Source organism: Rhizobium sp. BK456 (assembly GCF_014194045.1).
In the GTDB taxonomy this organism is placed as follows: Bacteria; Pseudomonadota; Alphaproteobacteria; order Rhizobiales; family Rhizobiaceae; genus Rhizobium; species Rhizobium redzepovicii.
Map to the genome: position 1 here is coordinate 188,630 of NZ_JACIAO010000010.1, position 23,162 is coordinate 211,791.

The 23,162-nt window shown below is 57.7% G+C and carries 13 protein-coding genes and 2 pseudogenes; 10 read left to right on the forward strand and 5 right to left on the reverse strand.

The features are described 5' to 3' along the window. Positions 1-29 precede the first annotated feature (29 nt). From FHX03_RS25765 to FHX03_RS25780, 3 genes are all read right to left on the reverse strand, one after another. On the reverse strand, positions 30-941 hold the full coding sequence (locus tag FHX03_RS25765) for a DUF3616 domain-containing protein (RefSeq protein WP_183856083.1): 912 nt from the start codon (positions 939-941) through the stop codon (positions 30-32). A gap of 1,227 nt (positions 942-2,168) precedes the next feature. Next, positions 2,169-3,113, reverse strand: a complete 945-nt coding sequence (locus FHX03_RS25775) for an alpha/beta hydrolase (RefSeq protein WP_183856085.1) — start codon at positions 3,111-3,113, stop codon at positions 2,169-2,171. A 17-nt stretch (positions 3,114-3,130) separates the two neighbouring features. Then, on the reverse strand, positions 3,131-4,957 hold the full coding sequence (locus FHX03_RS25780; protein ID WP_183856087.1) for a caspase family protein: 1,827 nt from the start codon (positions 4,955-4,957) through the stop codon (positions 3,131-3,133). Positions 4,958-5,718: 761 nt separating this feature from the next. Between FHX03_RS25780 and FHX03_RS25790 the strand changes: the two genes are divergently transcribed. The 7 genes and pseudogenes from FHX03_RS25790 to FHX03_RS34650 form a co-directional block, all read left to right on the forward strand. Next, positions 5,719-7,692 (forward strand): cytochrome c, encoded by a 1,974-nt coding sequence (locus FHX03_RS25790; RefSeq protein ID WP_246699292.1) that lies wholly within the window; start codon positions 5,719-5,721, stop codon positions 7,690-7,692. A gap of 45 nt (positions 7,693-7,737) precedes the next feature. Further along, complete coding sequence (locus tag FHX03_RS34645) at positions 7,738-9,738, forward strand: hypothetical protein (protein ID WP_246699293.1); 2,001 nt, start codon at positions 7,738-7,740, stop codon at positions 9,736-9,738. Between the two features lie 52 nt (positions 9,739-9,790). Beyond that, positions 9,791-11,581 carry a di-heme-cytochrome C peroxidase gene (locus FHX03_RS25805; RefSeq protein WP_183856092.1) on the forward strand — a complete coding sequence of 597 codons (1,791 nt, stop codon included), beginning with the start codon at positions 9,791-9,793 and terminating at the stop codon, positions 11,579-11,581. Between the two features lie 209 nt (positions 11,582-11,790). Further along, on the forward strand, positions 11,791-12,732 hold the full coding sequence (locus FHX03_RS25810; protein WP_183856094.1) for a hypothetical protein: 942 nt from the start codon (positions 11,791-11,793) through the stop codon (positions 12,730-12,732). 12 nt (positions 12,733-12,744) lie between these two features. After that, complete coding sequence (locus tag FHX03_RS25815) at positions 12,745-14,301, forward strand: serine protease (RefSeq protein ID WP_183856096.1); 1,557 nt, start codon at positions 12,745-12,747, stop codon at positions 14,299-14,301. 291 nt (positions 14,302-14,592) lie between these two features. After that, a complete protein-coding gene (locus FHX03_RS25820) occupies positions 14,593-19,722 on the forward strand; it encodes a hypothetical protein (protein ID WP_183856098.1) in 5,130 nt (1,709 codons plus the stop codon). A gap of 238 nt (positions 19,723-19,960) precedes the next feature. Next, positions 19,961-20,212, forward strand: a pseudogene (locus FHX03_RS34650) (hypothetical protein); the annotation flags it as partial. 16 nt (positions 20,213-20,228) lie between these two features. Here the strand turns inward: FHX03_RS34650 and FHX03_RS25825 are convergent. Next, on the reverse strand, positions 20,229-20,522 hold the full coding sequence (locus FHX03_RS25825; protein WP_183856100.1) for a hypothetical protein: 294 nt from the start codon (positions 20,520-20,522) through the stop codon (positions 20,229-20,231). Between the two features lie 199 nt (positions 20,523-20,721). On the opposite strand from FHX03_RS25825, the gene FHX03_RS25830 reads away from it, so the two are divergent. Next, a complete protein-coding gene (locus tag FHX03_RS25830; RefSeq protein WP_183856102.1) occupies positions 20,722-21,357 on the forward strand; it encodes a hypothetical protein in 636 nt (211 codons plus the stop codon). A gap of 24 nt (positions 21,358-21,381) precedes the next feature. Beyond that, positions 21,382-21,573: pseudogene (locus FHX03_RS25835) on the forward strand (SOS response-associated peptidase); the annotation flags it as partial. Positions 21,574-21,868: 295 nt separating this feature from the next. Here FHX03_RS25835 and FHX03_RS25840 read toward each other — a convergent pair. Beyond that, on the reverse strand, positions 21,869-22,195 hold the full coding sequence (locus tag FHX03_RS25840; protein WP_183856106.1) for a hypothetical protein: 327 nt from the start codon (positions 22,193-22,195) through the stop codon (positions 21,869-21,871). A 367-nt stretch (positions 22,196-22,562) separates the two neighbouring features. Here FHX03_RS25840 and FHX03_RS25845 point away from each other — a divergent pair, with 367 nt between their 5' ends. Next, positions 22,563-23,060 carry a hypothetical protein gene (locus FHX03_RS25845; RefSeq protein WP_183856108.1) on the forward strand — a complete coding sequence of 166 codons (498 nt, stop codon included), beginning with the start codon at positions 22,563-22,565 and terminating at the stop codon, positions 23,058-23,060. Positions 23,061-23,162 lie beyond the last annotated feature (102 nt).

The window sequence follows — 23,162 nt, forward strand, 5'->3', positions numbered from 1 at the left end:
TGAATGCAATGCCGTCGAATGCTGCTGCTTCAGTTACCGAGCTTGATTTCGGTACTTCTGAACGCTCTTTGCGAAAGCGGAGTCTTTTCGTCGTCGCAGGTCTGCGAGCCATCATCACTGAGGATTTGAACCATCCCTGAGCCAGGGATCTGCATTAATGCCTCCGGCCGCAACGACCCGAATCCCGGCGCCTTCAACTCCTCAGGCGATGATTTCCCGCCAAGCCAGCGGTACAGCGCGAATGGTCCTTCATCGGAAACTGGTCCGGCAACGATCAGGTAGTGGTCATCAACCCGTTCGACACTGCGGATACCCAGCCCACCGAGATCCAGGCGGAAGGGTTCTCCAAGCACGGCACTTCTTTCAGGATGGCTGATAACTTCGGCAGGATTGGTGAGTGGGATCACCACAGCTTTGTCGTCGATTGTATCGCGAAGGCCGATCAACAGCGCCCCACCTGGAGCCGTCGCCAGTCCCTCGATATTAAGCTCGGATTTCCTGTCGCCGATCACGCCAAGGATCGCGTCGCGAAGCCGGAGGAATTCCCTTTCCCATTTCAAGCTGACTGAATTGCCTGCGGCGACAACCTTTGTGGCAAAGAAATTCTTGCGCTTGTCCTTGTCCTCACCGCTGCTGTTAAGCGAGTGCGAGCTAATCCAATAGACGACGTCTCCATCTCGGGCGGCAGCTTCGACGTCGGATTTGTCAAATCCACTTGTGCCCTGAAAATCGACAGGGACTCCCTCGGACTGGTCATTTCTCGTATAAAGCCGCAGAATATTTGTTTCGTCGCTCGCAACGACGAAATGATTGTCATCTATGCACGTGGCGGCTGAAGCCTCGCACAGACCTTTATAGTGAACCGCGTCAGCGAGCTCTGAAACGGACGCCGCCCCAGGCAAAACCAATAGCACACTTAATAACCAGATCTGGAATCGCATGCCTCCCCCTATCAGCGCTCCACTGCGGCTGACTTGACCGGTTCTTGAATCCCACGAGCATCCACCGCAGCCGAGATAAGAATCAGTAGGGTCCGTTCGCCGTCCTGTAGAAAACGGCCGACGTCGCAGCGTCCCTCCCAAGCATCCGAAGGGATGCCATTCCACAATAGTAAAGGCGAAGGCGATTGAACCATGCTACATATGATTGCATCATAGCAAATATTTTAACTTACACAAGTAGTAAAGCGAAATATATAATACAGACATACAGAAGATATATGTCTCTCCGCAGCGCCCCGGAAACATACTTCTTGTCCTTTAGGAACTTAGCTTCGGCCCCGACCTCCTCTGGCACAGGATCGTCATTAATCCAAAGTAAGTGCGCGAAATTCCTGTTTCAGATCTGGGCCTGCCTTTCTCTCTCGGCTCTTCTTGATCGATATTTTCTAAGGCTGTTGGGATTGACAGCTTCCACTCTGGAAGTATTTGCTCCATATCAATTAGTTAAACGCTTCTATTCTATTGAGGTGGCTTGATGCTGTGACGGGCAGTCAGCCGGCAAGCATCGGTGGCCAAGGCTCTCACCTTGCAAACACAAAAAGACCGAGCGCGAGGGCATTGCGCCGCCTGTTTCGGCGGCGCATTTGCTTGCCTGGTCGCGCCCTTCAGCGCCGCCATCCTTTCGCCGAAGAGCCAAAGGGCCTTGTTGAGCTTGATATCCTGAGCGATGCCGTTCACGGCGCGGGACTTCACCTGCCGAGATCGTCGCGGCCGACGCCCCTCAGCCCGCCGTTGATGGCGATTTCCATACGGCCCAGGTGCTCCAAAGCAATGAGCATACCAGGCGAAGGCGCTCCCGCGCCGGCGCCAGTTCGCGCACGGCTTGACCGGTTAAAAGGGCAGCGCAGGAGGGTTAGCGCAGCGCCGCTCGGAACGTGCGGCATCCGGGACGACTGCCCGGGCAAGCCGTTCCGCTTGGGGCTATGGTCGCCTCATATTCCGAGTCAAAACGATGATACTCGGGGAACAGTGGATGAAAACGGCGCACTGGCGATGTTCCGCATAAGCCGCTGGGTGTGATCTTGGAAGATCAACAGTCCGAGGCTGTCCAGCGCAAGCGTTCCAGGTCCGTCGGCACCTTCGCATCGATCCGGCCAGCTCTTGAACACGAAGTAAGCGGGCCGGTTACCCATTGGCGTATCCATCCCACGTCTGTTTGCTCACGATCTACACAAAACTTTCGTTAATTTTGCGAGCGACCGTCGGGTCACCAAGATATCCGGTGATCCCATGCCGGTTGGATGTACCGTTCCTGACACCGGAATAATTCTCGATCGGTGGCCGAACCGCGAAATTGGCACTATCCAGGGCATTTAGCGCCACGACATCCCGGGTATCGTATGCGTTGAACCAACTGGTGACGCTTCTTGGAAAGCCTATCGGGCTGAGAGGCGTCCGGATAGCCCTTATGCCCAGCGGCGAGCCAATCGTTACCAACATCGGGACTTTGAAATCTGGATTTGTCTTCAGCACGTTATAAGCAACGACCGAGCCCAGTGAATGGCCAACTACGATCGTCGGTTCGCGGTTCATCGTTTTCAGAACGATTTTGTCAATTTGGTCTCTCACCAGATCGGAGGTGATATAAAGGTACACGTCGCGCGTGAATGCCTCGATCGCATCAGCGCTTAGTCCGCCGCCATTCTTATCAAGCGCCTGCAATATCGCCTGTACCCACTCCCAGTTCAGTGGCCCACGGGTCTTTGGATTATTTCCGTATTCGGCGTCAATTTGCGCATCACTCACGCCCGCGTTCACGACGAGCTCATTTGCAACCTGCGCCTGGAATGCCAAGAAATCGTCCTGCTGAACACTTCCTCGGGCGCGAACCTGGGAAGCAACTTGAATTTTCGATTGATTGACGAATTTGTCCAGCGCATCTCCGTAATAAGGGAACTCAATATCAATAGAAGCCGGGAGTTTGAGATTCTGTATCGCCAGCGCGGATATCAACGCGTCGCTCCACGTTTTTTTCAAAACCACCGGATCCAGGCCCTGCTGGCTACGGCCGTGGATGAACACGAGCCGCAATGGAGTTGCGGCCTCGGCTTTCATACCTCGCATGCAGGCGATGGCCGACGCCACCGTCAGAAATGTACGGCGATTAATCATGGAACAGTTCCCAAGTTTCAAGGTATGTTTTGAGCGGATACCACCAGGTGGTCCATCCCTGCGGTGTCAAAAGTCGTCCACAACGACGGCTTCAGATGGCTCTTGAGGTTGTCCAGCTGCGGCGAAGACAGTCCCAACACGCGCAAGAATTCCCATCCCTGCGTTAGCATGGGACAAAAAGGGACCACTTTACCCGCTATTCTCCCCTTCCACGCAAGCATTTCCACATCGAACAAACCCAGCTCTAAGTCGCCGCTCATGAACTGCGAGACTGAACGAACATCTTCGATGAGATCGGCATCCCAATAGGCATAGGCGGCATAAACGCCAAGCGTCGGGTCTACAGATTTCAGAACGCGAATGTCGTCGCCCATCTTTCTACCCTTGATCGCGCGGGTTGCCCGATCCCCTTCGATACGGAAGGCACCGAGCGACGCAGCCGACGCTACGACCGCGTGTAGTTCATTCAAACGTTTGCCCTCGCTCGCATATTCGGACCATCGCGAACTGTTGCTAGAGGGGGTATAGCTGACATTGCTGACGCCCGCCTCAGAGACGACAATGTTACCGACAAATCCCTTTATGGCAGCCACCACAGTTCCAGATCCATCAGCGAAACGAATGACCACCGTCTCACCCGGACCTCCAGGTGCGAGGTCGATCCTCACAAGAGCAGATTGGTTTGCGCTGCCACCACGGGTGATCGTTGCTTTGCTGCCACCCAGCGCAAAAGCCTCCGCAGCAACAGCTCCCATGATTGAGAAACCGGTCTGTGACTCAAAGCTCAAGGGTGCTACTGAAGAGAGGATTAGATCCTTAGTTGCGTCGAAACCCGTGGTCACCGAATAGTTGGAGACATCGGTTTTGGATACATTAGCGGATAGATTGGATGACGAAAGCGCATCATTGTTAAATTTCGCTCCAATGTTTTCCAGAGCAAGATCGACGACCGAGTTCAACGGAACCACTTTAATGTCGAACGACGTTTGTTGCGTGACGACATGCGCTTTGCCAATGTACACGTCGTCATTCGAGGTCACTTCGACATCGGGCAGCTGCCGCAAGGTTATCGACTGTTGCTGAACTCGGCGGGAGACTTCTCGCTTGAGATAGTTTTTGAGAGCACGGTTTGGAACCACCACACCAACGCCCGGCAAAGTGTGCACCATATCCGTTTCCGGCCGCTGAAACGCCTCAAGAAAACAGGCCGTGAAGATTCCCTGATAGCCCTGGCGCACGCTATCGGCGACAGGCAACTCAAACGCCGAGCCACCGGCGCGCGTCGCCATGAACTTGTCGATATCTGCAATACTCGTCGAAGGTCCATTGTTCGGAAATATGAAGCCGCCCCGCACTCGGCCGGCGTTCAAACTGTCGGGCGAGGAGCGGCAGGCGTCCGAGATGAAAATAACATTAGGGATCCCACAGTCCTTCGCCAGCACTGCGCTTTCCAACAAGCTTATCGCTTCATTCGGATTGACAGGAGCACCGGATAACATCCACCACTCGTTGTCGCCGCTCATGAACCCGTGCCCAGCGAAATAGATCACCAGCATATCCATGTTGCCGCGATTGACGAAATCGACAACAGCGTCAAAAACCCCTTGCAACGTGACCTTGCCGGCGTCATCGGCAAGCAGCTTAACCTCGAAATTCTCCGAGCCAAGCCAGGTCGCCACCGCCTTGGCGCTGTCAGTCGCAGTGAGTTTCGGAAGTCCGACGACCATGTCGACGCCGATCACTATTGCACCCCTTGTCAAGCCTTCTTGCCCGAGCGCTTTATGCGACGCCAAAACAAATGCACTCAAAGCTGCGGTGGCAGAAAGAAACTGACGTCGCTTCATTGGCTCAGTCCTTAAGGCATGAGAGAATGGCTTCTTCCATTTACCCACCTCGGCATCCGAAGTGAGGTAACTGCGAAAATCAACGAGGCCGCCAGTTAGCCATCTACGCTGCGTCTGACGTAAAGGTTCGTCTGCGGGATTGTCGCTCGATACTTGCAGTCCAGCCCCGCCACCCACAGGTTGCCATTGACTGTATACCACTCAGTCACGCACTCTGGTTGACGCAACTCATGCCTCCAACCGTACAAGGTGAACGGAAGAGGACGGCAATCGCTGCTGCTTTGACGTTGGTAGGTCGAATGATCTTTTCGACGGCATCTACCCAGCGAGCACGACAACCAGCGGAACAAGTGTACCGACCGGCTATCGCGTTACTCCCGTGAAAAGGCAGCTAATGCGCAGATGTTTGAGGAATAAGCCTGCCTTTCCCAACAAATCTACTGGCCACGAAAGCATCGCATCCCTGGATGAACGTCATTGGCGTCACCAGGAAAATAGAGCAGAAGAATATGGAAGGAATATTCCGCAACAGCCTTTGGTTGTCAATGAATTTCGCAGAAGCTCAACCTAGACCGAGAAATCTAGCTGGTAATCTGCCCCTGCGTTAACCTGGCTCCATCGCCTCGTATGCAGCCGCAGCGGTAATCGAGACCCCACGCAGCCTGCTTTTTGTTTTAAGAGTTGCAATCCTCCAGGCTCATGCTATCACTTATGCGTGTATACACGGCATGCAGGGATTTCAATCCTTGACGCGCTCTCACGTGCCGGCATTCCCAAAATTCTGCCCTATCAAACTGTCAGTTCCGCGCAAGCTCAGACCGAGGTCCGGAATGCCGTCTCAATATAGAGAACGTCTCTCTTTCGCCTTGCGCTCCTTGGGGCTAGCAAGCGGCGCGTCACTCTGGATTTTCGCGAGCCACGGGCCAGCCGCAGCAAGTCCCGCCTGTTCGTCACGTGACGACTTGAGTGCAAATTCGACGATCACCTGGACAGATATACGCGAAGGGTGCGACGCCGAGCGGACCACCTATCGAAAGCAAAATCCGATTGGCTCGTCGTGGTTCATGAACGCGGGCAATGGCTTTACCGGTGTGCCTTACTTGCTCCAGCGCGTCTTGCCCGATCTCGCGCCCGAAATCTGGGGCCCGAACGACGAGAATTTCGGACGTTTCGGCTTCCTTTCCGATCCGGAAGACAAATCGCGGCCTCTTCCGCTCGGCCTCGGCATCGCCTCGACCGCGGGCCGCCCGCTCGATGCTGGTGGCAATCCATTGGGGGAGATCGATTTCGCCAAGCCTGGGCTCGATGTGGTGACGCTTGCCTGCGGCGCCTGCCACGTCGGACAGGTGCAGACGCCGGATCGATCGGCGGTCGTCGAGGGTGCGCCGAACACGAAGATGGACGTGCGCAAGTGGCGGGATGCCTACTCGCGAACGGTGGCGGTCTACTTCTCCACTCCTGAAAAGATCAAAGCGTCGGCCGAGCGCATCGCCGCCATCATCGATGCCAAACCGGGCGGATATTTCTATCCTCCCGCCTATTTCGGCCAGCCCGGATTTCTGAATTTCACGCCGAATGTCGAATCCGACCAACGCGCCGCCGTAAAGAAGAGTCTAGTCGGCATTCTGGCGACCTTTGCGTGCGGCACCGTTCAGCGCGAAGCCGGGATCGAGCTTCAGAAACAGACGAGCTACGGCAACTGGAACGCACCCGGCTTTTCCGGCTTCAGCACCGGACAGCAGGACGGTAGCGGCGACCTCATTTTCCAGTTGTTGGTCGCTAAGGCAATGCCCCCCGGCGAATGTCAGCCGAACGCCGCAGGAGGCCTGAACCGGAACTTCGACGTCACAGCATTTAAGGATAGCTTTCATCCGGAAATCCCACCATTTGCCACCATCACCGACATTCCGAGCGTGTGGAACCAACAGGCGCGCGCGCGCGCCCAGTGGGACGGCAGCGTGAAGATGGCGTTCTGGCGCAACATCGCCGCGCAGCTTCCGATCGTCGGCGATCCCTCCAAGATCGACCTCGTCAATACCGGTGTCGTCGCCAATTTCCTCGATGGCCTGCCGCCGGCCCCCTACCCGTTCGACGTCGATATGGCGAGTGCCGCGCGCGGCGAAGCGCTATTTAAAGAAAATTGCGCCGTGTGCCACCGGCCGCACAACGACACGATCTATCAGTTCCGTGATATCGGCACGGACATGAACCGCGCGGCCGTCCTCAACGGCGCGGCGTTCCAGCTTTTCGCTGCTGGCTTCCAGGCGAGCTGCCACGATCAGGATTTCCTCTATCGCATCCCGACGGGGGAAGAAGTCCGGCCATGCCGGATGGCGGGCGAGGACGTGATCACCGCCCGTACGACGCCGGCTGACCAGGGCTATGTCGCCGAGATGCTTGACGGGGTGTGGGCGCGGGCGCCCTACCTGCACAATGGTTCCGTTCCGACGCTGTACCACCTCCTGGCCCCCGCGAGCCGTCCGGCACATTTCCTGCGCGGTGCGACCCAATACGACACCGCGAAGGTCGGATATGCCTGGGATCCGGCAGTTACCGGGCTCGTTGCCGACACCTCGCCGACGCTGACCGTCTACGACACGCGAAAGGACGGCCATGCCGGTACGGGCCACGATCGCAACCTCGTGGTCGATGGCAAGCTCCGTCGCCTTGACTGGAGCGGCCCGCAATATGCCGACGCCCTCAAGGACCTCATCGAATATCTGAAGACCCGATAGCACCGGCCCCGCATTCACCCACTCGCAGCCTGGAGGACTGGTGTAATGACCGAAGCAGCCTCGCCCGACATTGATGCCGGGATCGCCGAAATCGACGAGTTGCAGCGGCTGCTGATGCGCAGTACCGGCCCCGGCCTGCGTGGCCAGCACTACAAGCAGCATGGCTGCGTCTCTGCGACCTTCGAGGTGCTTGCCGACCTTCCCCAGCGCCTCAAGATCGGGCTTTTCGCCGAGCCGAAGGCCTACACGGCTTATATCCGGTTTTCCAACGGCGCGCAGCTCGACGACACCAAGCCTGATATTCACGGTATGGCGATCAAGCTGACCGGGGTTGCTGGCCGAAAGATTCTGGAAGGCGAGGAAGACGCAGCAACCCACGATTTCGTGCTGGCGGACAAGCCGATGTTCTTCATCAGAAACACCAGCGACTATGTCCGGTTCATGGCCGATCTCGCCCAGTCGGCGCCACGCGGCGAACCGCCGCTCGCCTTCATCGCATGGTTGAAGGAAAACCGCCCCGAAGACCTGCCCGTGCTTCTCGGCTTCCGCCAGCAGGTGCAGCACAGCCCGCTTGCGGCACGCTACTGGAGCCAGGTGCCCTATGCCTACGGACTGAGCAGCGCGCAGGTCTGCCGCTATTCCGTGGTTCCCTCGAAGGACAACCTCGTTTCGCCCATTCCCTCGGATGCCTGCGGCGCCGGCTATCTGCGTGAGGCGATGACCGGCCATCTCACCCAGGCGGCGCGGCCGGCGGTCTTCGATTTCTGTGTCCAACTCAACGACGAGACAAGTGCAAGCGTCATCGACAATCCAACCGTAGAATGGACGACGCCCGTCGAATTGGTCGCTCGCATCACCATACCACCGCAGACCTTCACGTCGGCCGCGCAGCTCGCCTTCGGAGAAAACCTCTCCTTTACGCCGTGGCACGCGATGCCTGAACACCGGCCGCTTGGCGAGATCAATGAGGTTCGCCGGCGGGTCTACCTTAGCAGCTCCGGCCTCCGGCATGAGACCAACCGGGTCGTTCGCCGCGAACCCACCGGCAACGAACACTGGAGCTTCAACATGCGCCTTTCACCCGAGGAACTGACCGTCGGCATAAACGACGACTTCAAGGCAGTGCTTGCCAAGCTGCAAGCGACGTTCAATTTCATGGCTGGCAATCTCCAGCACGGGCGCGCGACGCACACTTACGGCGTTGTGGCAAAAGGCGAGGCGCGCTGCATCACGCCGGCCGGCTTCCCTGGGCGCGCCGACGACCGCGCCCGCGATGGTGTCGCAGCTTCGATCAAGTTCTTCGCGCCGGGCGCCAGCACCGATGGCGGCGGCTTCTACGACATTCTGATGAATGCCGGCCGGCAGCTCTTCGTGCGAAGCATCCGCGACTTCTCGACCTTCGTCCACACGCCGGACGAAGACAGGATCAAGCTCGTCGAGTCCGGCTTGATGCTCGACGATCAACTGCGCGAGGCTTACCGGATCCGCGGCTCGTTCACGGATTCTCAGTATCACACCTGGGTCTGTTTCCAATTCACCGACAAGACTGGCGTCAGCCGCTACGTCCGCTTCCGGCTGATCAACGCCGACCGCGGCCTCGACCGCGGGCTGCCGCGCCCGGAATTCAGGGCCAGCGGCCATCCGTCCATGGACGCTACACCCGACGACAACCGGGCGCCCGACTTCCTGCGCAAGGATTTCATTCACCGCGTTAGGCACAGCGACGTGCGCTACATCCTGCAGGCGCAGCTGCGTGACGCGCCGCCGCCGCCGATTGGCAATCACGAGCTATTCGACCCGTCCCAGCCGTGGAACGAATATTGGTTCCCTTGGGCGGACATGTTCGAAATCCGCCTGACCGAGGTCATGGACGACCAGACGGCCGTGAGCCGATTAGAGATGAATCCGAATCGGAGCCCAGAATGCATTCGCATTCCCTTGGCGACCAGCCCCGATGATTACGCATCGCTCGGCCACGCACGGGCGATTGTCTATCCGGGCGCGCGCGCGGCACGGGCCGCCGTGCCATCGCCTCAAAACAATTAGAGGGCCGCGCTATGCTGAAGCAGGCGTTTTCAACGCTTTGGGGGTGGAGACGATGAAACGCAAGTCGCGATTTTGGCCTATTCTGCTCGGGGTCATCGTGCTGGTCGCCGCTGGCCTCTATTATATAGTCCAGATGTTCAGCGTCGATCTTCCTGACTATCCGAAGGTGGAAAAGGTCACTTCGCTCGAGCAGAATTGGTCACAATCACAACGCGAGTGGATGCACCATGCCGACCAGGGCACGGTGACCTTCTCGATACCCTACGAATGGCTGGCGGCGCTGGAGCAGCCCACCTTCACGCTGACGGCCGGGCTGCCCCTCCTGTCCAGCGACTATCTCGACCGCTTCGGCTTCATCACGGCGGATTCGACGGGCCTTCCGGTCGGCTTCGCCCATGGCGGCGACCTCATCGATCCCAAAACCGCCCAACCGTGGATCAACCCGGCAACCGGCAAGCCGCTCACCACCATTGGGCTCACCTGTGCGGCATGCCACACTGGCCGTTTCACCTACAAGGGCACCGCCGTGATGGTCGAGGGCGGGCCGGCGCTCACCGATCTCGGGAAATTGCGCAAGGCGACAGGACTGGCCCTGCTATTCACCCGTTACGCGCCTTTCCGTTTCGACCGCTTCGCCACGGCAGTGCTCGGGCCGCAGGCGGATGACGCTGCCAAGGCCGGGCTCAAGACGCAGCTCGACAAGGCGCTAGCAGGTGGCAAGATCGAAGTCGATCTCGACAAGAAAGTGGCCGCCAAGAGCATCGAAGAGGGATTCGGCCGGCTGGATGCGCTCAACCGGATCGGCAACCAGGTCTTCTCGCTCGATCTCGACCGGCCGGAGAACTACGCCGCCCAGTCCGCGCCGGTCGCCTTCCCGCATATCTGGGACACTTCTTGGTTCGACTGGGTACAGTACAATGCCTCGATTATGCAGCCAATGATACGCAATGCCGGCGAAGCGCTGGGGGTCCGCGCCTTCATCAACCTCACCAAGCCGGAGCAGCCGCTCTTTGCCTCGACGGTGAAAGTCGACACAATTTTCGCAATCGAGCAGCAGTTGGCGGGCAGGCAACCGACCGCGGAGACCGGCTTTACCGGCCTGCGTCCGCCGCGCTGGCCGTCCAACCTGTTGGGCCCGATCAATACGGAGCTCGCGGCCAAGGGTGCCGCGCTCTACGCCGACCGGTGCCAGAGCTGCCATCTGCCACCGGTCGGCAGTGATGGCTTTTGGGACCAGAAGCACTGGACGGACGAGAATCCAGCCCGCGAGCGTTATCTTCGTGTGCCCACAATCAAGATCGAGAAAATCGGCACCGATCCAGCCCAGGCCAAGGGCATGGCGGAGCGCAAGGTCAAGGTTCCCGTCGAGCTCGGCATCGATACCGACTCCTTCGGCGACGCGCTCGGCGAGCTCGTCGCAAAGACGAGCGCTCGCTGGTACGGCAGCCAGACGCCGCCGGTGCCGCCGGAGCAACGGGAGATCATGAACGGCAATCGCCAGAATGGCATCCAGGCGCCGCTCGCCTACAAGGCCCGGCCGCTCGACGGCATCTGGGCAACACCGCCCTTTCTGCACAACGGCTCGGTGCCGACCATTAATGCTCTGCTATCGCCGGTTGGTGAACGACCGAAGACATTCTGGCTTGGTAATCGCGAATATGACCCGGAAAAGGTCGGCTACCGAACGGAGGAGCTGCCAGGCGGCTTCAAGTTCGACACCTCGAAGCCGGGCAACAGCAATACCGGCCATGAATTCAGCGACACCCCCGGTCCGGGCGTAATCGGCCCGGCGCTGAAGCCGGATGAGAAGGCGGCGCTTATAGCGTACCTGAAGACGTTGTAGGCAGCTGGCAGGAGCCGCTTGAACATGACATCGCCGCGCGCAGAGGCAAACGGCGATGGAGTGCGCATCCTGCGAATAGCCATTTCTTCTCCTGTAATTACCCTTCAGCTTTGTTCGCGTCTCAAACGATGGTGAAGTGTAAATGCACCACTTGAAGTTTTATTCTGAAAATGACACCAATCAAGAAGGAATAGGCTGAGGGAGATACAATGACGCACGTGACGTTTATTCATGGGATCGGCAACAAGCCGAAGGCCAAGGAACTGCATGACATCTGGTTGCGCAGCCTCGCTACAGGAGCCGGCGGGATAGATCTGGGTGGCGAAGGCGTGACTTCGTCTATGGTGTACTGGGCAGACGTTTTGTACGCCGATCCAGATCCCAATGTTGCCGCCTATGAAAGCTTCGAGGCGACGACTGCGAAAGAGGTGGAGGCTGACGCGACTGCGCGCACACCTATTCCCGCCACTATTGATGAAGCAACTTTTATCAGCGGGTTGGCGTTGAAACTCGGCGGAACTCTCGCTGCTGCTGAGACAGTGGAGGCTATCCCGCCAAACCGCGAACTTGATGGAATGCCTTATGAGCGCATCCCACTGCCTTGGCCTATCAAGAAAGCGTTTATGGAAACGTTTCTCCGCGACGTCCATCACTACCTATTTAATGTGGAGTTCACTCCGCGACCCGGCACCACGTTTAAAGTTCAGGATGAGATTAGGAAACGCTTCGTGAAAGCAGTTGCCGAGGGATCCAAATCAGGCGAGCCGCAAATTGTCGTTAGCCACAGTATGGGAACGGTGATTGCGTACGATTGCCTCAAACGCGTGCCAGGCATACAGAAAATTGGCGGGTTGATGACAATCGGAAGCCCGCTCGGTCTTGATGAGATCCAAGACAAGTTGCGTCCCGAATGGTCCCGGCCAAATGGATTCCCGTCCGAGCGGGTCGAAGGTGGATGGGTCAATGTGTTTGATCGTCTCGATCCAGTGGCTGGCTTCGACCCTTTTCTTAAAAACGACTATCAACGCGACGGGAAGGGAGATATCGAGGACGTGGCGGTCCTCAACGAAGGCGCCTGGCGTCACAGCATAGTGAAATACCTAAGAGCACCGGACCTGCGGAGAGGCGTCGAAAAGCTGCTAGCGTTGTGACGGGAGTCCGTGATGAAAGAACCAAAGCCGCCACAATCAGCCGTTTCCGAACAGACATTCAGCGTTCGAGAGATTGTGTCTGCCGTTGATCACTTTAAGGCCTTGCAAAGGTCAGACACACTGAAGTCGGTGTCTGACTTTATAAGAAAAACAGATGTGAAAGATCTGCTAGCTAGAGGCGTTCAGGTCCAAAACCTAGTGGATAACGGTCTGTCGACCGGGGCATCAACGCTCGCAGAATTCGTCCATAAGCACGATACCAACGGGAAAATCTCCGAGGCGATACGTGCAAGGGCGTGGAAAGAACTCGCGATGAAGGCCTCCGAAGCCGGCGTTTCCGGTGCAGGAGAAGCAATCGCAAATGCCATGGAAGCCTACCGGCGCCAGTATGATAGCGACCCGGAATCAAGGGTTCGCTCAAGCTTGAACCTTATCGGTCTGGCAACCCTTGCTCGGCAATTTGATGTCCCTGTCCCTGTCGATATTGATCGCATCAAGCTCGCAACGACAGTCTTGGAAGATCTTCACAAGACCCCGCAGGAGCTCCGAGGAGCACGATTTTACGCGTCCAAAGCGGAAGCGTTCGTAGCTCTCAATGACTTGGATCGTGCGCAGTCCGAGTTGGCAAGAATCGTCCAGAATAAAACTACAAGTGCCGAAACTCTTGGTGCGGTGACTCGACAGCTTCGCGATCTGTGGCAGCTTGGTACCCAGAGCAACCAGGGCGCAGGAATCATCCAAACGATGGGCGCGGCGGTTCTTACTCGAAATTTCGATGTCGCTTTGCTGCCTGCCGGGGACGTGAAGGCTTTGGCCGAGGCGCCTGCTCCCTCGGACCGCCAACTTGAGTCAATTCTCGGCAAAGACGGTCCACTCTCATACGAATGGGTGAAGAGAGGTATGGAGTCCGCTCAATCCGTTGGCGTCGTCAGGATCAAAGGCGTGAATACGAGAGTTGGCACGGGTTTTATAGTTCGCGGAGGCGATGTAGTTCCGGCCCTCGGTGATGAGATTTGCGTGCTTACAAATGCCCATGTAGTCAGTGATAACCCAAGCGATAAAGCCTGCTTTCCCGAGGAGGTCGAGATTGTCTTTGAGGCAGCCGACAAAAATATTTCATTTGGCTTTTCGAAATTGCATAAGACTTGGCCTAAGGAGCATCTCGATGCGAGCTTGTTGAGTATCGACGGCATGATACCCGCCGTCAAACCTCTGTCGTTTGCGCCGCGGCTTCCCCTGAGAGATGGTACTCAACGCGTCTACGTGATCGGCTACCCCAATGGCGGAGAATTAGCTTTTTCGTTGCAGCATAATCACCTGATCGATCACGAAGGACCTCACGAAGGCACGCCGGTAGACAATACTGTGCGCCATGTGCAATACACGGCTCCTACTGAGCCCGGAAGTTCAGGTAGCCCCGTTTTCAATGCTAGAAACTGGCAGGTAATTGCCCTCCACCAGAAGGGCGATAGAGACGAAGGTCTGCGGCGCCTGAACGGGAGAACTGACAAGTGGGCTGCAAACCAAGGCATTTGGATACAGAGTATTTGTACAGCAGGCGCTAGCTAGACAAACAAGGGGGCCGTGAAAACCGCGGCCCATAATGTGTGAAGGTTGTGTTCCGGCGTGTGTGGATGCTCCCGGCTATGCAAGTAGGCATCGAGCCTTTTTTGAGCTGCGATCGGGTGCGGTCATTTGTCGGGCCACACGTTACGGCATTGCATGAACCGCAGGCCGGTATGGCGATACGCGGGCTAAGCTATATCCACATTTGCGTCTAAAAACAGTCGCGTTGGCATCGCGTTCGCGCTATTGACAAACCGGGGCGGCTTCCGGGCCGTGGAGAGACGATCAAACGAGATGGATCAACTCACGGCGGATGAATCGAAAGAGGAAGATGACGGCTCTAGCCCGGTCGGGCGCGGAGGCGCCGGAATTTATATCGAGGGCGAGCTTGGTGCCTTCTACCTCCTGCAGATGCTGGCCGGAAGCGAAGCGCGCGGACTGCCCAATGCCCGGATTGAAAAAATTCAGTTTCAGGGAGTGGACGAAGGCTACGCGCTGGACGACCTGATTGTACACGGCTTGTCGGATAGAGGCAGTTCGCTTCTCGAAATCCAGTCGAAGCGCACGATCACATTCGCGCCGAAGGATAGGATTTTCCAAAGCGTATGCGAGCAGATCGTGCGCAGCGCACCGACGAACAAGCCGACCGACCGCCATGTATTCGCGGTGGCGACCCAGCGCACAAGCTTTGCGATTTCTGGCCCCTATCAGGATGTGCTGGAATGGGCACGTGTGTCAAAGACGGGTGCCAAGCTCTTCGAGCGGCTTGCGCTCAAAGGTGTCGCCAGCGACGCGATGCGCAGCTTTGCCCGGACATTTCGCGCCAATCTCGTCGCCAAGGGTGTCACGGACGATGACGAAGCGATCTGGAGCATCATCAGGCAGTTCCTGATCCTCGAATTCGATTTTGAATCGGGTGCGCCACAGGCACGTGCCCATGCGCTCACGATGGCGACGCAGGTGCTTGCGCCAGAAGACGTGTCACGCGCCGAAGCGCTGTGGAGCAGTCTCATCGAACTTGTCATCAAAACCGGAAAATCCGGCGGCGCAATCTCCCGAGACGAGCTGCCAGGCATTCTGGCTGACCGTGGATTTCGCCTGACTGGCAATCGGGACTATACCTTGGCCCGCGCACGGCTGGCCGAAATGTCGCGCTTCGCACTCAGGGACATCGGATCGACGGTCGGTGGCGTAAACCTCCCCCGCCTCCGCGCAATGGCTTCGCTTGAAAAAGCCCGCGACCGACATCGCTTCATCGAGATCACCGGAAAGCCTGGTGTCGGCAAATCCTATGTGCTGCGCCATCTTGCCGAGCGGGTAGGAAGCGAGGCGAATGCCATTGTCCTTGATCCGATCGGAACACCGGGGGGCGGCTGGGCGGCTCTTGCGCAGCGCCTCGATATACCCGGCACCGCGAGGGATTTCCTCGCCGACCTTGCCGCCAGCGGCGGTGGTGTCCTGTTCATCGACGGTCTCGAGATGCTCGCCTCGCCAGAACGACGCCGCACCATCAATGATCTCTTGCGAGAGGTTGCCGCGATAGATGGCTTCGCGGTTGTCGTGTCGAACAGGCCGGATTTCGATGCGGATGGTCGCAATTGGCTGGCTGAAGACGCACTTGCTGTCCTCGGCCCCCCTTGCCAAGTGCTAGTCGGCGAACTCGACGACGAGGAGGTCGCAGCACTCAGCGAACTGGCGCCGGAATTGAGCGCGCTTCTCGCACCCGGCCATCCCGCCGCCAGCATAGCTCGCAACCTCTACCGGTTGACACAGCTGCTCAAAGTTCCAAGCACAGTCGAGATCCGCACGGAGGCGGCGCTCGCCGATCGATGGTGGCAAACTGCCGACGGCGCGCAAAATTCGGACGTCCGAGCCGCTCAGCGCATTCTTGCCGACCTAGCAAAGGCCGCGCTCTCTGGCAGCGACACGATCGAGGCAGCGGCTGATTCACCAGCCCGCGACCACATGTTGAACAGTCTTACCTTGGGCGAGCCCCAGCGGGATCGCCTCGGCTTTTATCATGACGTGCTACGCGACTGGGCAATCGGTGCCATTCTGCATGAAGACACAGCGCTCATCGAAGGTATCGACTTGACGGTTGCGCCATCCCCGCGCCTGACGCGCGGCGTCGAGTTCGCGGGCCGGTTCGCGCTTGAAAAGGGACAGGACGGCTCCGCGTGGAAGGCGTTTTTGGCGGCCCTGTCAGCAGCCGGCGCGCATGATGCATGGCGACGCCAAGCGCTGATGGCTATCATTAGGTCCGAGCTCTCTCCGCAGCTTCTAAATCGCTGCAGGGCAGCGTTGCTCGCCCAGGGCGGCGCGCTGCTGTCCGAATTGTGCACGGCGATTACGGCGGTGGAGACTGCGCCTGTGGCCGAGCTATTCGCACAGGCTGGAGCGTACGGCGAAATTCTCGAAGCACCGCGATCGGTGCGGGCCGCGACAACGCCGTCGGCACCGACTGTCGTGTTGTGGTGTGCTTCAAATGTCGCCGACATACCCATCCAGGCGATCCCCGCCATCGTCAAATTGGTCGAGATTCAGTTCCTCCTGGCCCTAGGAGTCTCTCAGTATGGTCGGAAGACGTCCAGGATGCTGTTCAAATGGTTAATGCAGCTCGATCTTCCGGACGCAAAGATCGATATTCCGTCGCCGCTGGATGCCCCCAAAATTCAAGGGCAGGCGCGTCAACAATTGATCAGTGATCTTCGCTCCATGACGCTCTTGCTCGCAGGCAACGCGCCGGAAGAAACAAAGACCTATCTCACGGCGGTCGAGGCCGAGAACAATTCGTACAAGTTCAAGGCAATCCGACCGTTTGGCCGGGCGTTGGCGAAGCCTGCTCCTCGCGAGCTTGCTGCGCTTGTCGAGAGAAATCTGATTGAAACGCCGCATCATGACGAGGCAAGCCGTAGCTGGACGGACCGCGCACTCAGTTTTGCCGATACGGATTACTTGCCGCCTTCTCCAGCTCAGCCGCCGTTCCTCGATTTGCTCGAAGCTGCGCCCGACACCGGTCTTGCTCTCATTCGAAAGCTTGTCGAAACGTCGGTCACATTTCACGCGCGTGGCAAGATAACGACGAGCAATGGTTACACACTCGTCTTCGACGATAAGCCGCGCTTCTTTCCGTGGATTGAAACCTATTTCTGGGCTCGCGGGCAGGCCCAGGAGTATTCGGTCGCGTCAGGCCTGATGGCCCTTGAGGCCTGGTCCCAGGAGCGGCTGGATAAGGGCGATGACGTTCAGGCCGTCCTCGGCGATATTCTCGGGCCGGAGGGCAGCTGCGCGGCCTATCTCCTGACTGCCATCGATGTGCTCTTGTCCCACTGGCCTACTACGAGAGATGCGCTCGCCCCGTTTCTGGCAAACCCCGAACTGCTCTCTAATGACCGCACGCGAGTGACGCGTGAGGCGCTCGCCGGCATGAGGGTGGGGAAGGAGCCGAATGGGCGGATCAGGCTTGCCGATCTTGCGAAGCGTCCATCGCGTCAGATAATGCTCGAAAGTCTTCTTCCCGCTTATCTTGACGATGACGAGGCCGGACGCAGTCTTCGCACAGTTCTTCGCAGTGCAGTCGGGAAGCTCGAATCATATTCCGCCGATTCAAACTTTGCTGATCCTGCTCTCATGGGCGCTTACGCGCTCAATAGGCTCGACAGGGCAAATTGGATTGAAGCTGACGGATTACTTTCCTATCGGTCTCCGTCGGCTGAAGCCAAGCATCTGGCGAAGCTCGAAGAAGGCCGTCGCAATCTCGTCAATTCAAGCGAGATCGAAGCGAAGATCCGGCTGGCGGTGAATGATCCGGCCCGAGGCTCCGCGGAGGCCGCACGCGAGGCGGTGGACTATGCGGCTGGGGGTATTCCCGACGGCAGCGATACCGATAGCCTCAAGTCGCGATCGACCCGCCTGATTGCGACGGCGATGCTTGTCGCCCGTGACGGTGACGATAACCTTCTGGACGAGCATGAGGCCTGGGTCAGACAGGTCATTGCAAAGGCGTTGAAAGAAGAAGGCGATCGCTATAGCTCTGGCGACATACTCGAGTACAACCGGCCGGCGATGGGCATTTGTGCATTGGTCCATCTCTGGCACAGGCGCGAACTACACGCCGATCGCAATCTTCTAGTCGAAGCCGCAGCTCGCAAGGATCTCGCCGCTGTCCTGGCCTTCGAGTCGGCGCTGGCTGCCCTCAACGAGACCGATCCACGCCTTCTTAAATCGGCTGTTCGGGTGGCCTTCGCATGCCGCCGCTGGGTCTGGCATCCTTACGACGAGGATCCGGCGAACCAGGCCGCCTATGAGGCCGAGAAGGAACGTCTCGATGCAGGAACCGTCGGTTCCGAGATCACCTGGCTCGACGGTGGAACAGAACCAATTTGGCCGATCCTGCCCGAAGAGGCGCCGTCTTTGCGAGATGCGCAACCTGCGCGGCGTTCCGAAGCCCGTACAGTCTCGCAGGCCGACGGAGATGACGGTTCTGTCACAACGCGGTCTAAAAAGGCTTCCGTTCATGTTGATACGCAGGCCGTCGCGAAGTTTGTGGGCCTGTTGAACACCGAGGCTAAAGCGACCCCAGAATGGTATGGGGAGCTGGTCGACGCCTATGCATTATGGTCCGCCCGCCTGAATGGCCATGGCCATCCGGCCGAGACGGACCTGAACCGGACGCCGGACGACTGGAACCACGAATTCTATATCCTGGTCGCGGTGGCGCTGATGGACGCGACAAAGGAGAAGTTGGAGCTGCTGCTCAATCCGATACTGGAGCTTCCGGACCAGTCATTTTGCGATGTCGCCGCTTCCGTCATTCATGCTGCCGACGTACTCTATTTCAACGATCGAAGCCAGCCGGCCAGTCACGCCATTAAACTTCGCGAGCGTCTGGTCACACGCATAATGGCGCTTGCTCGTTGGTCACGGGATCAGCGCGGCAGCAGCATAGATTATGTCACCGGTCCGCCGATCGCGAAGCTGCTAATGAACCTCTACAATCCGTTGGGCAATACCGAGAGCTATCTGGTCCCGGCAGTTTTCGATCGTGTGGATCCCCTTCTAGAAATACTGCGACCACTCCTGCCGGGCGGTCCAACCGCTTTCGTCGCGCTTTGCACGATGAATACGTTGTTGGTCGCGCCCACAGCGCGGCACTTAGATTTCCTACTGTTCGCAGTGGAAGCCTGGCTGGAAGCCACGCGAAATGATCCGTCAATGTGGCACACGCTCGGCATCGGGCGAAAGATTGCGCAGTGGTTTGAAAAAGCTGCACTCGAGGACCTGTCGTTGCTTCGCCGAGGTCATCTCGAACGAGCGAGGATCGATGCTACACTCGGCCAGTTAGTCAGCCTAGGAGTGTCGCAAGCACACGACATTGAGATGCGGATCCAAGCCGAAGCGGGAGGCATCGGTGCGAGCCGATGAGACTTGTCCGATTTGTTCAACACTGCCAATCACTCTGTTGATAGCCATGGCTGTCTCCACAGTTGTTTACGATTGGCGGTTTCAGCGACCGCTTTGGGCATCCTGTCAGAGCTGAGCTATCGTAAAGCAGTTGAAGGGATCAGAACCGTCGACCCGCCAATTTGGCCGCGCGTGATCGCAGTTCATGGAACTCACCGAGCTTTTCTCTGATATTAATTTACATCCAGAAAACCGGTGCATGAGCTGGGGTATGAACCCGGTGCATCTGGTCGCGCAGCATCTGAAGGACTGACGTCTTGTTGAACTGATTCCGGGGCAAACACTGGACGTGCCGCTCTCGTGGCAAATCAATCGTATCGCCACGGACCGGCTGCCTCGTGGTCGAGGTCGCGCGCCGATCACTTACCTGAATTCGCAAGACGCCGGAAGTTATTTCCCACTAAACTTAATAGTTGCAAGTTCGCCTCGCAATATACATGATCGGTCCTGAGGGTTGAGGTTGGATATTACTGTTGACGGAACGTTCGTCTTGCAGCCCGAGCGGCGCCGTAGCCGAAAACCATGGACAGTCGGTTCTCGCCGGTCTGGGAATAGCGCTTGGCGCCGATCGTCAACGTCGAGACCTGCCCGTTGTCGAATTGAAGCCGGACCTTCGCCGATGGCTTCTGCGGCAGGTCCTCCGCACCCATGAAACTTGGGTTAAGCCTCAGGCTACCCGGTTCCTCGACCAGGTCTGGTCGAGCGTCGGTACCTATCAGGGCAAGCGCGATCGCCTCCAGGATCGCCCTATGTCGGATCAATAAAACGCGACATGCCGACAGGGATGCTTGTTGGCCGCTGAAGGCTCGATTGGTCCCGTTTTGTAATCCAAATGGGGAAAGTGGGCTGTGAGGTTAGAGATTTTTAAATTGCAAGTTGTCATAGATAATCGACTCGACCTCGTCCGGGCGCGATCCTGCAATGAGTCGCCGAGCGCAACAATGTCGTTTTGGAGTCCGAATGTTCGATAAGAAGTCTAACTATGACGAGATGATTGGTGCGTCTAAGGCCTTGGGAAAAGTCATTCGTGAGATCAGGGCCGCCTGGCTTGAGGCCTTTGGGACGGAAATGGTCGTCGGTGGCGCGACACCTAGTGCTCGGTTCGACGATCTCCTCGCACAATTGCGCGCAAAGTGGGCAGGAAAACGTGACCGGGAGCGCCTGATCGAAGCGCTCGACATCGAAGAGCTTGGTACGGCGGCTTCAGACATCGAGCATGTCGTGGAGTTTGTTTCCGATGCGACCTTCCTGCGCAACGTCGATGACCTGACGCCCAACCAGGTCCTTTCCGCGATGGCCGCAGTCGCTTGGGATGAGAGTTCTGATGATGGTGCGATCGAGGTCGAACTCGCGAGCTTCCTGCGGACCGTCATCAAAAGAATCTTCGGCGATAACAACCTGAAGGGCCGCATCAATATCGGCGCAAACCGCCATTTTCCGCGGCTGTACCAATGGCTGACGGAATATGCGGAGCAGACAGCCTGGGAGGGTGGATCAGGCCTTAAGATCCGCAACCTGTCCGGTCGCGGTCGTGTGGCGCGACATCCACGTGACCCAAAGCTCCTCAAGGTCGTCATCAATCGCGCCTTCCTGTAGGAACTACGACCTTGTGGAACCGATGAAAAGGCGATGCCGGTCCTGTTGCTGACGAAGGAAGAAACGGACACCTGGATGAGGGCGCCCTGGGAAGAGGCCAAGGATCTAGCCCGTCCATTACCCAATGATGCGCTGACCATTTCGTTGCGCGAACCGTACGGATCCACAATCGTGTCGAAATCCGGAGAGGTGGTGGAACAGGGCAGTCTGCATTAACGTCTGAATTCAGACCTTGAATGTATCGGAAAACGAAAAAGCCTGCCGCGGGAGGAGGTGCGGCAGGCTTTTCTAAAAAATTGAACAACGGCTGGGAGGAGGAGTGCCGTTGTTCCGTCAGGCTCCCTTTGGCAGGAGGATTGGGTCGCCCGAGACACGAAGTTCTGCAGGAGGAGGTGCATTGCTTCGTTTACCTGAAAATACCGGAGGCTGCATCGACTGCCAGCGCTCAGATCGCAGTGCAGCCATGCACTTGCTGCAAGGCAATATAGACCCTGCGCTCATTTGTCGACCATTATGGGCGGGACGCAGCTTTCTCAGTCACAGGCTCGAAACCGAGAACGAATTCGATCACCTTGGCGGAGGACATTTCGCACGGCTTGAGTATCGATCCGGGTCTGCCAAATCGATAGAGGTTGAAGCTGACGATATCGGTTCCGCTAAGCTCCTCGCCATACAGCCAGGTTCGGTTGCCATCCTCCGACCGCTTGACGGTCACGCCCCATGGTCGATTACCAAAATGTTCGTCGACATAGCCTTCCGGCAATTTCGCTAGCGCGCCCTCGAACGTCGCCTGAACCGATGGAGGTCTCTTGCCGCCGGCGGTCATGGTGCCAAGCATTCGTCGCAGATCCCGCAGCCATCGTCATCCATGCTCGAGGCCGGACGAAACCTACGACAGCACGGGCACGTCGTTGCGTCCGGTGCACGCCTGTCATCGCGGTCCGGCGGCAGAATTTCGATTGCAGACTTTCGACAGTGTATCGGCCGCGCTTAGATCCATGGCGATGCTCCGGTTTGGGGTTATACCAAAGATAGTAAGCCTCGAAGGCTGCACAAGCCGGCAGGAATCGCTGTCAGAGATGATCCAATTGCGTCATGTTGCGCGCTGCTATGTTGAGATAGAATGGCCCTTAGGAATCAGGGCGAGACCGGGTGGCAGCGACGGAACATGTCGCGCGAAGCCGCAATCCATAAGCGAGACGACGATGGCTGATTTTTCCAACAAGACGGATGTCGAGATCGATCAGTGGATCAGGAACTTTGAGAAGCGCTGCCAGACCGAAGCCGCATTGTATCTCGATTTGCTCGAAGAAAGGGGCCGCCGCACTGGAAAGCGGGCAGGCCTTGATCTTGAAAAGTCACTTGCAGCCCTGAAGTGGGCTGCCATCTCCGGGACCTGCATAACCTATGGCGATTTGGCAAAAGCGAGCGGTGTCGAGTGGAGCAAGGCGCGACATCAGCTGAACGGAAAGAATGGACACCTCGACCGGCTTCTGGAAATCTGCCACGCACGCAAACTTCCATTGCTGACGGCCATCTGCGTGAATCAAGGCAGCTTACAAGAGGGCGAGCTGGAGGAGAATGCGTTGAAAGGCTTTTCCGAAGGTGCGCGGCGTATTGGTAGGTCCTTCAGCGAGGGCCTAGATTTCCATCATGCCTGCAGAGAGGAGTGCTGGAACTGGGGCCGAATGCAGTTGGGGTAGCGAGGTTCCATCTCTTCGTCAGGGGCAAGGGACCGATCAAAGAATCTCCAAAACAGGAACACTGACGCATGCAATTGTCTCGGCTCGAGCTTTACAAGCGCG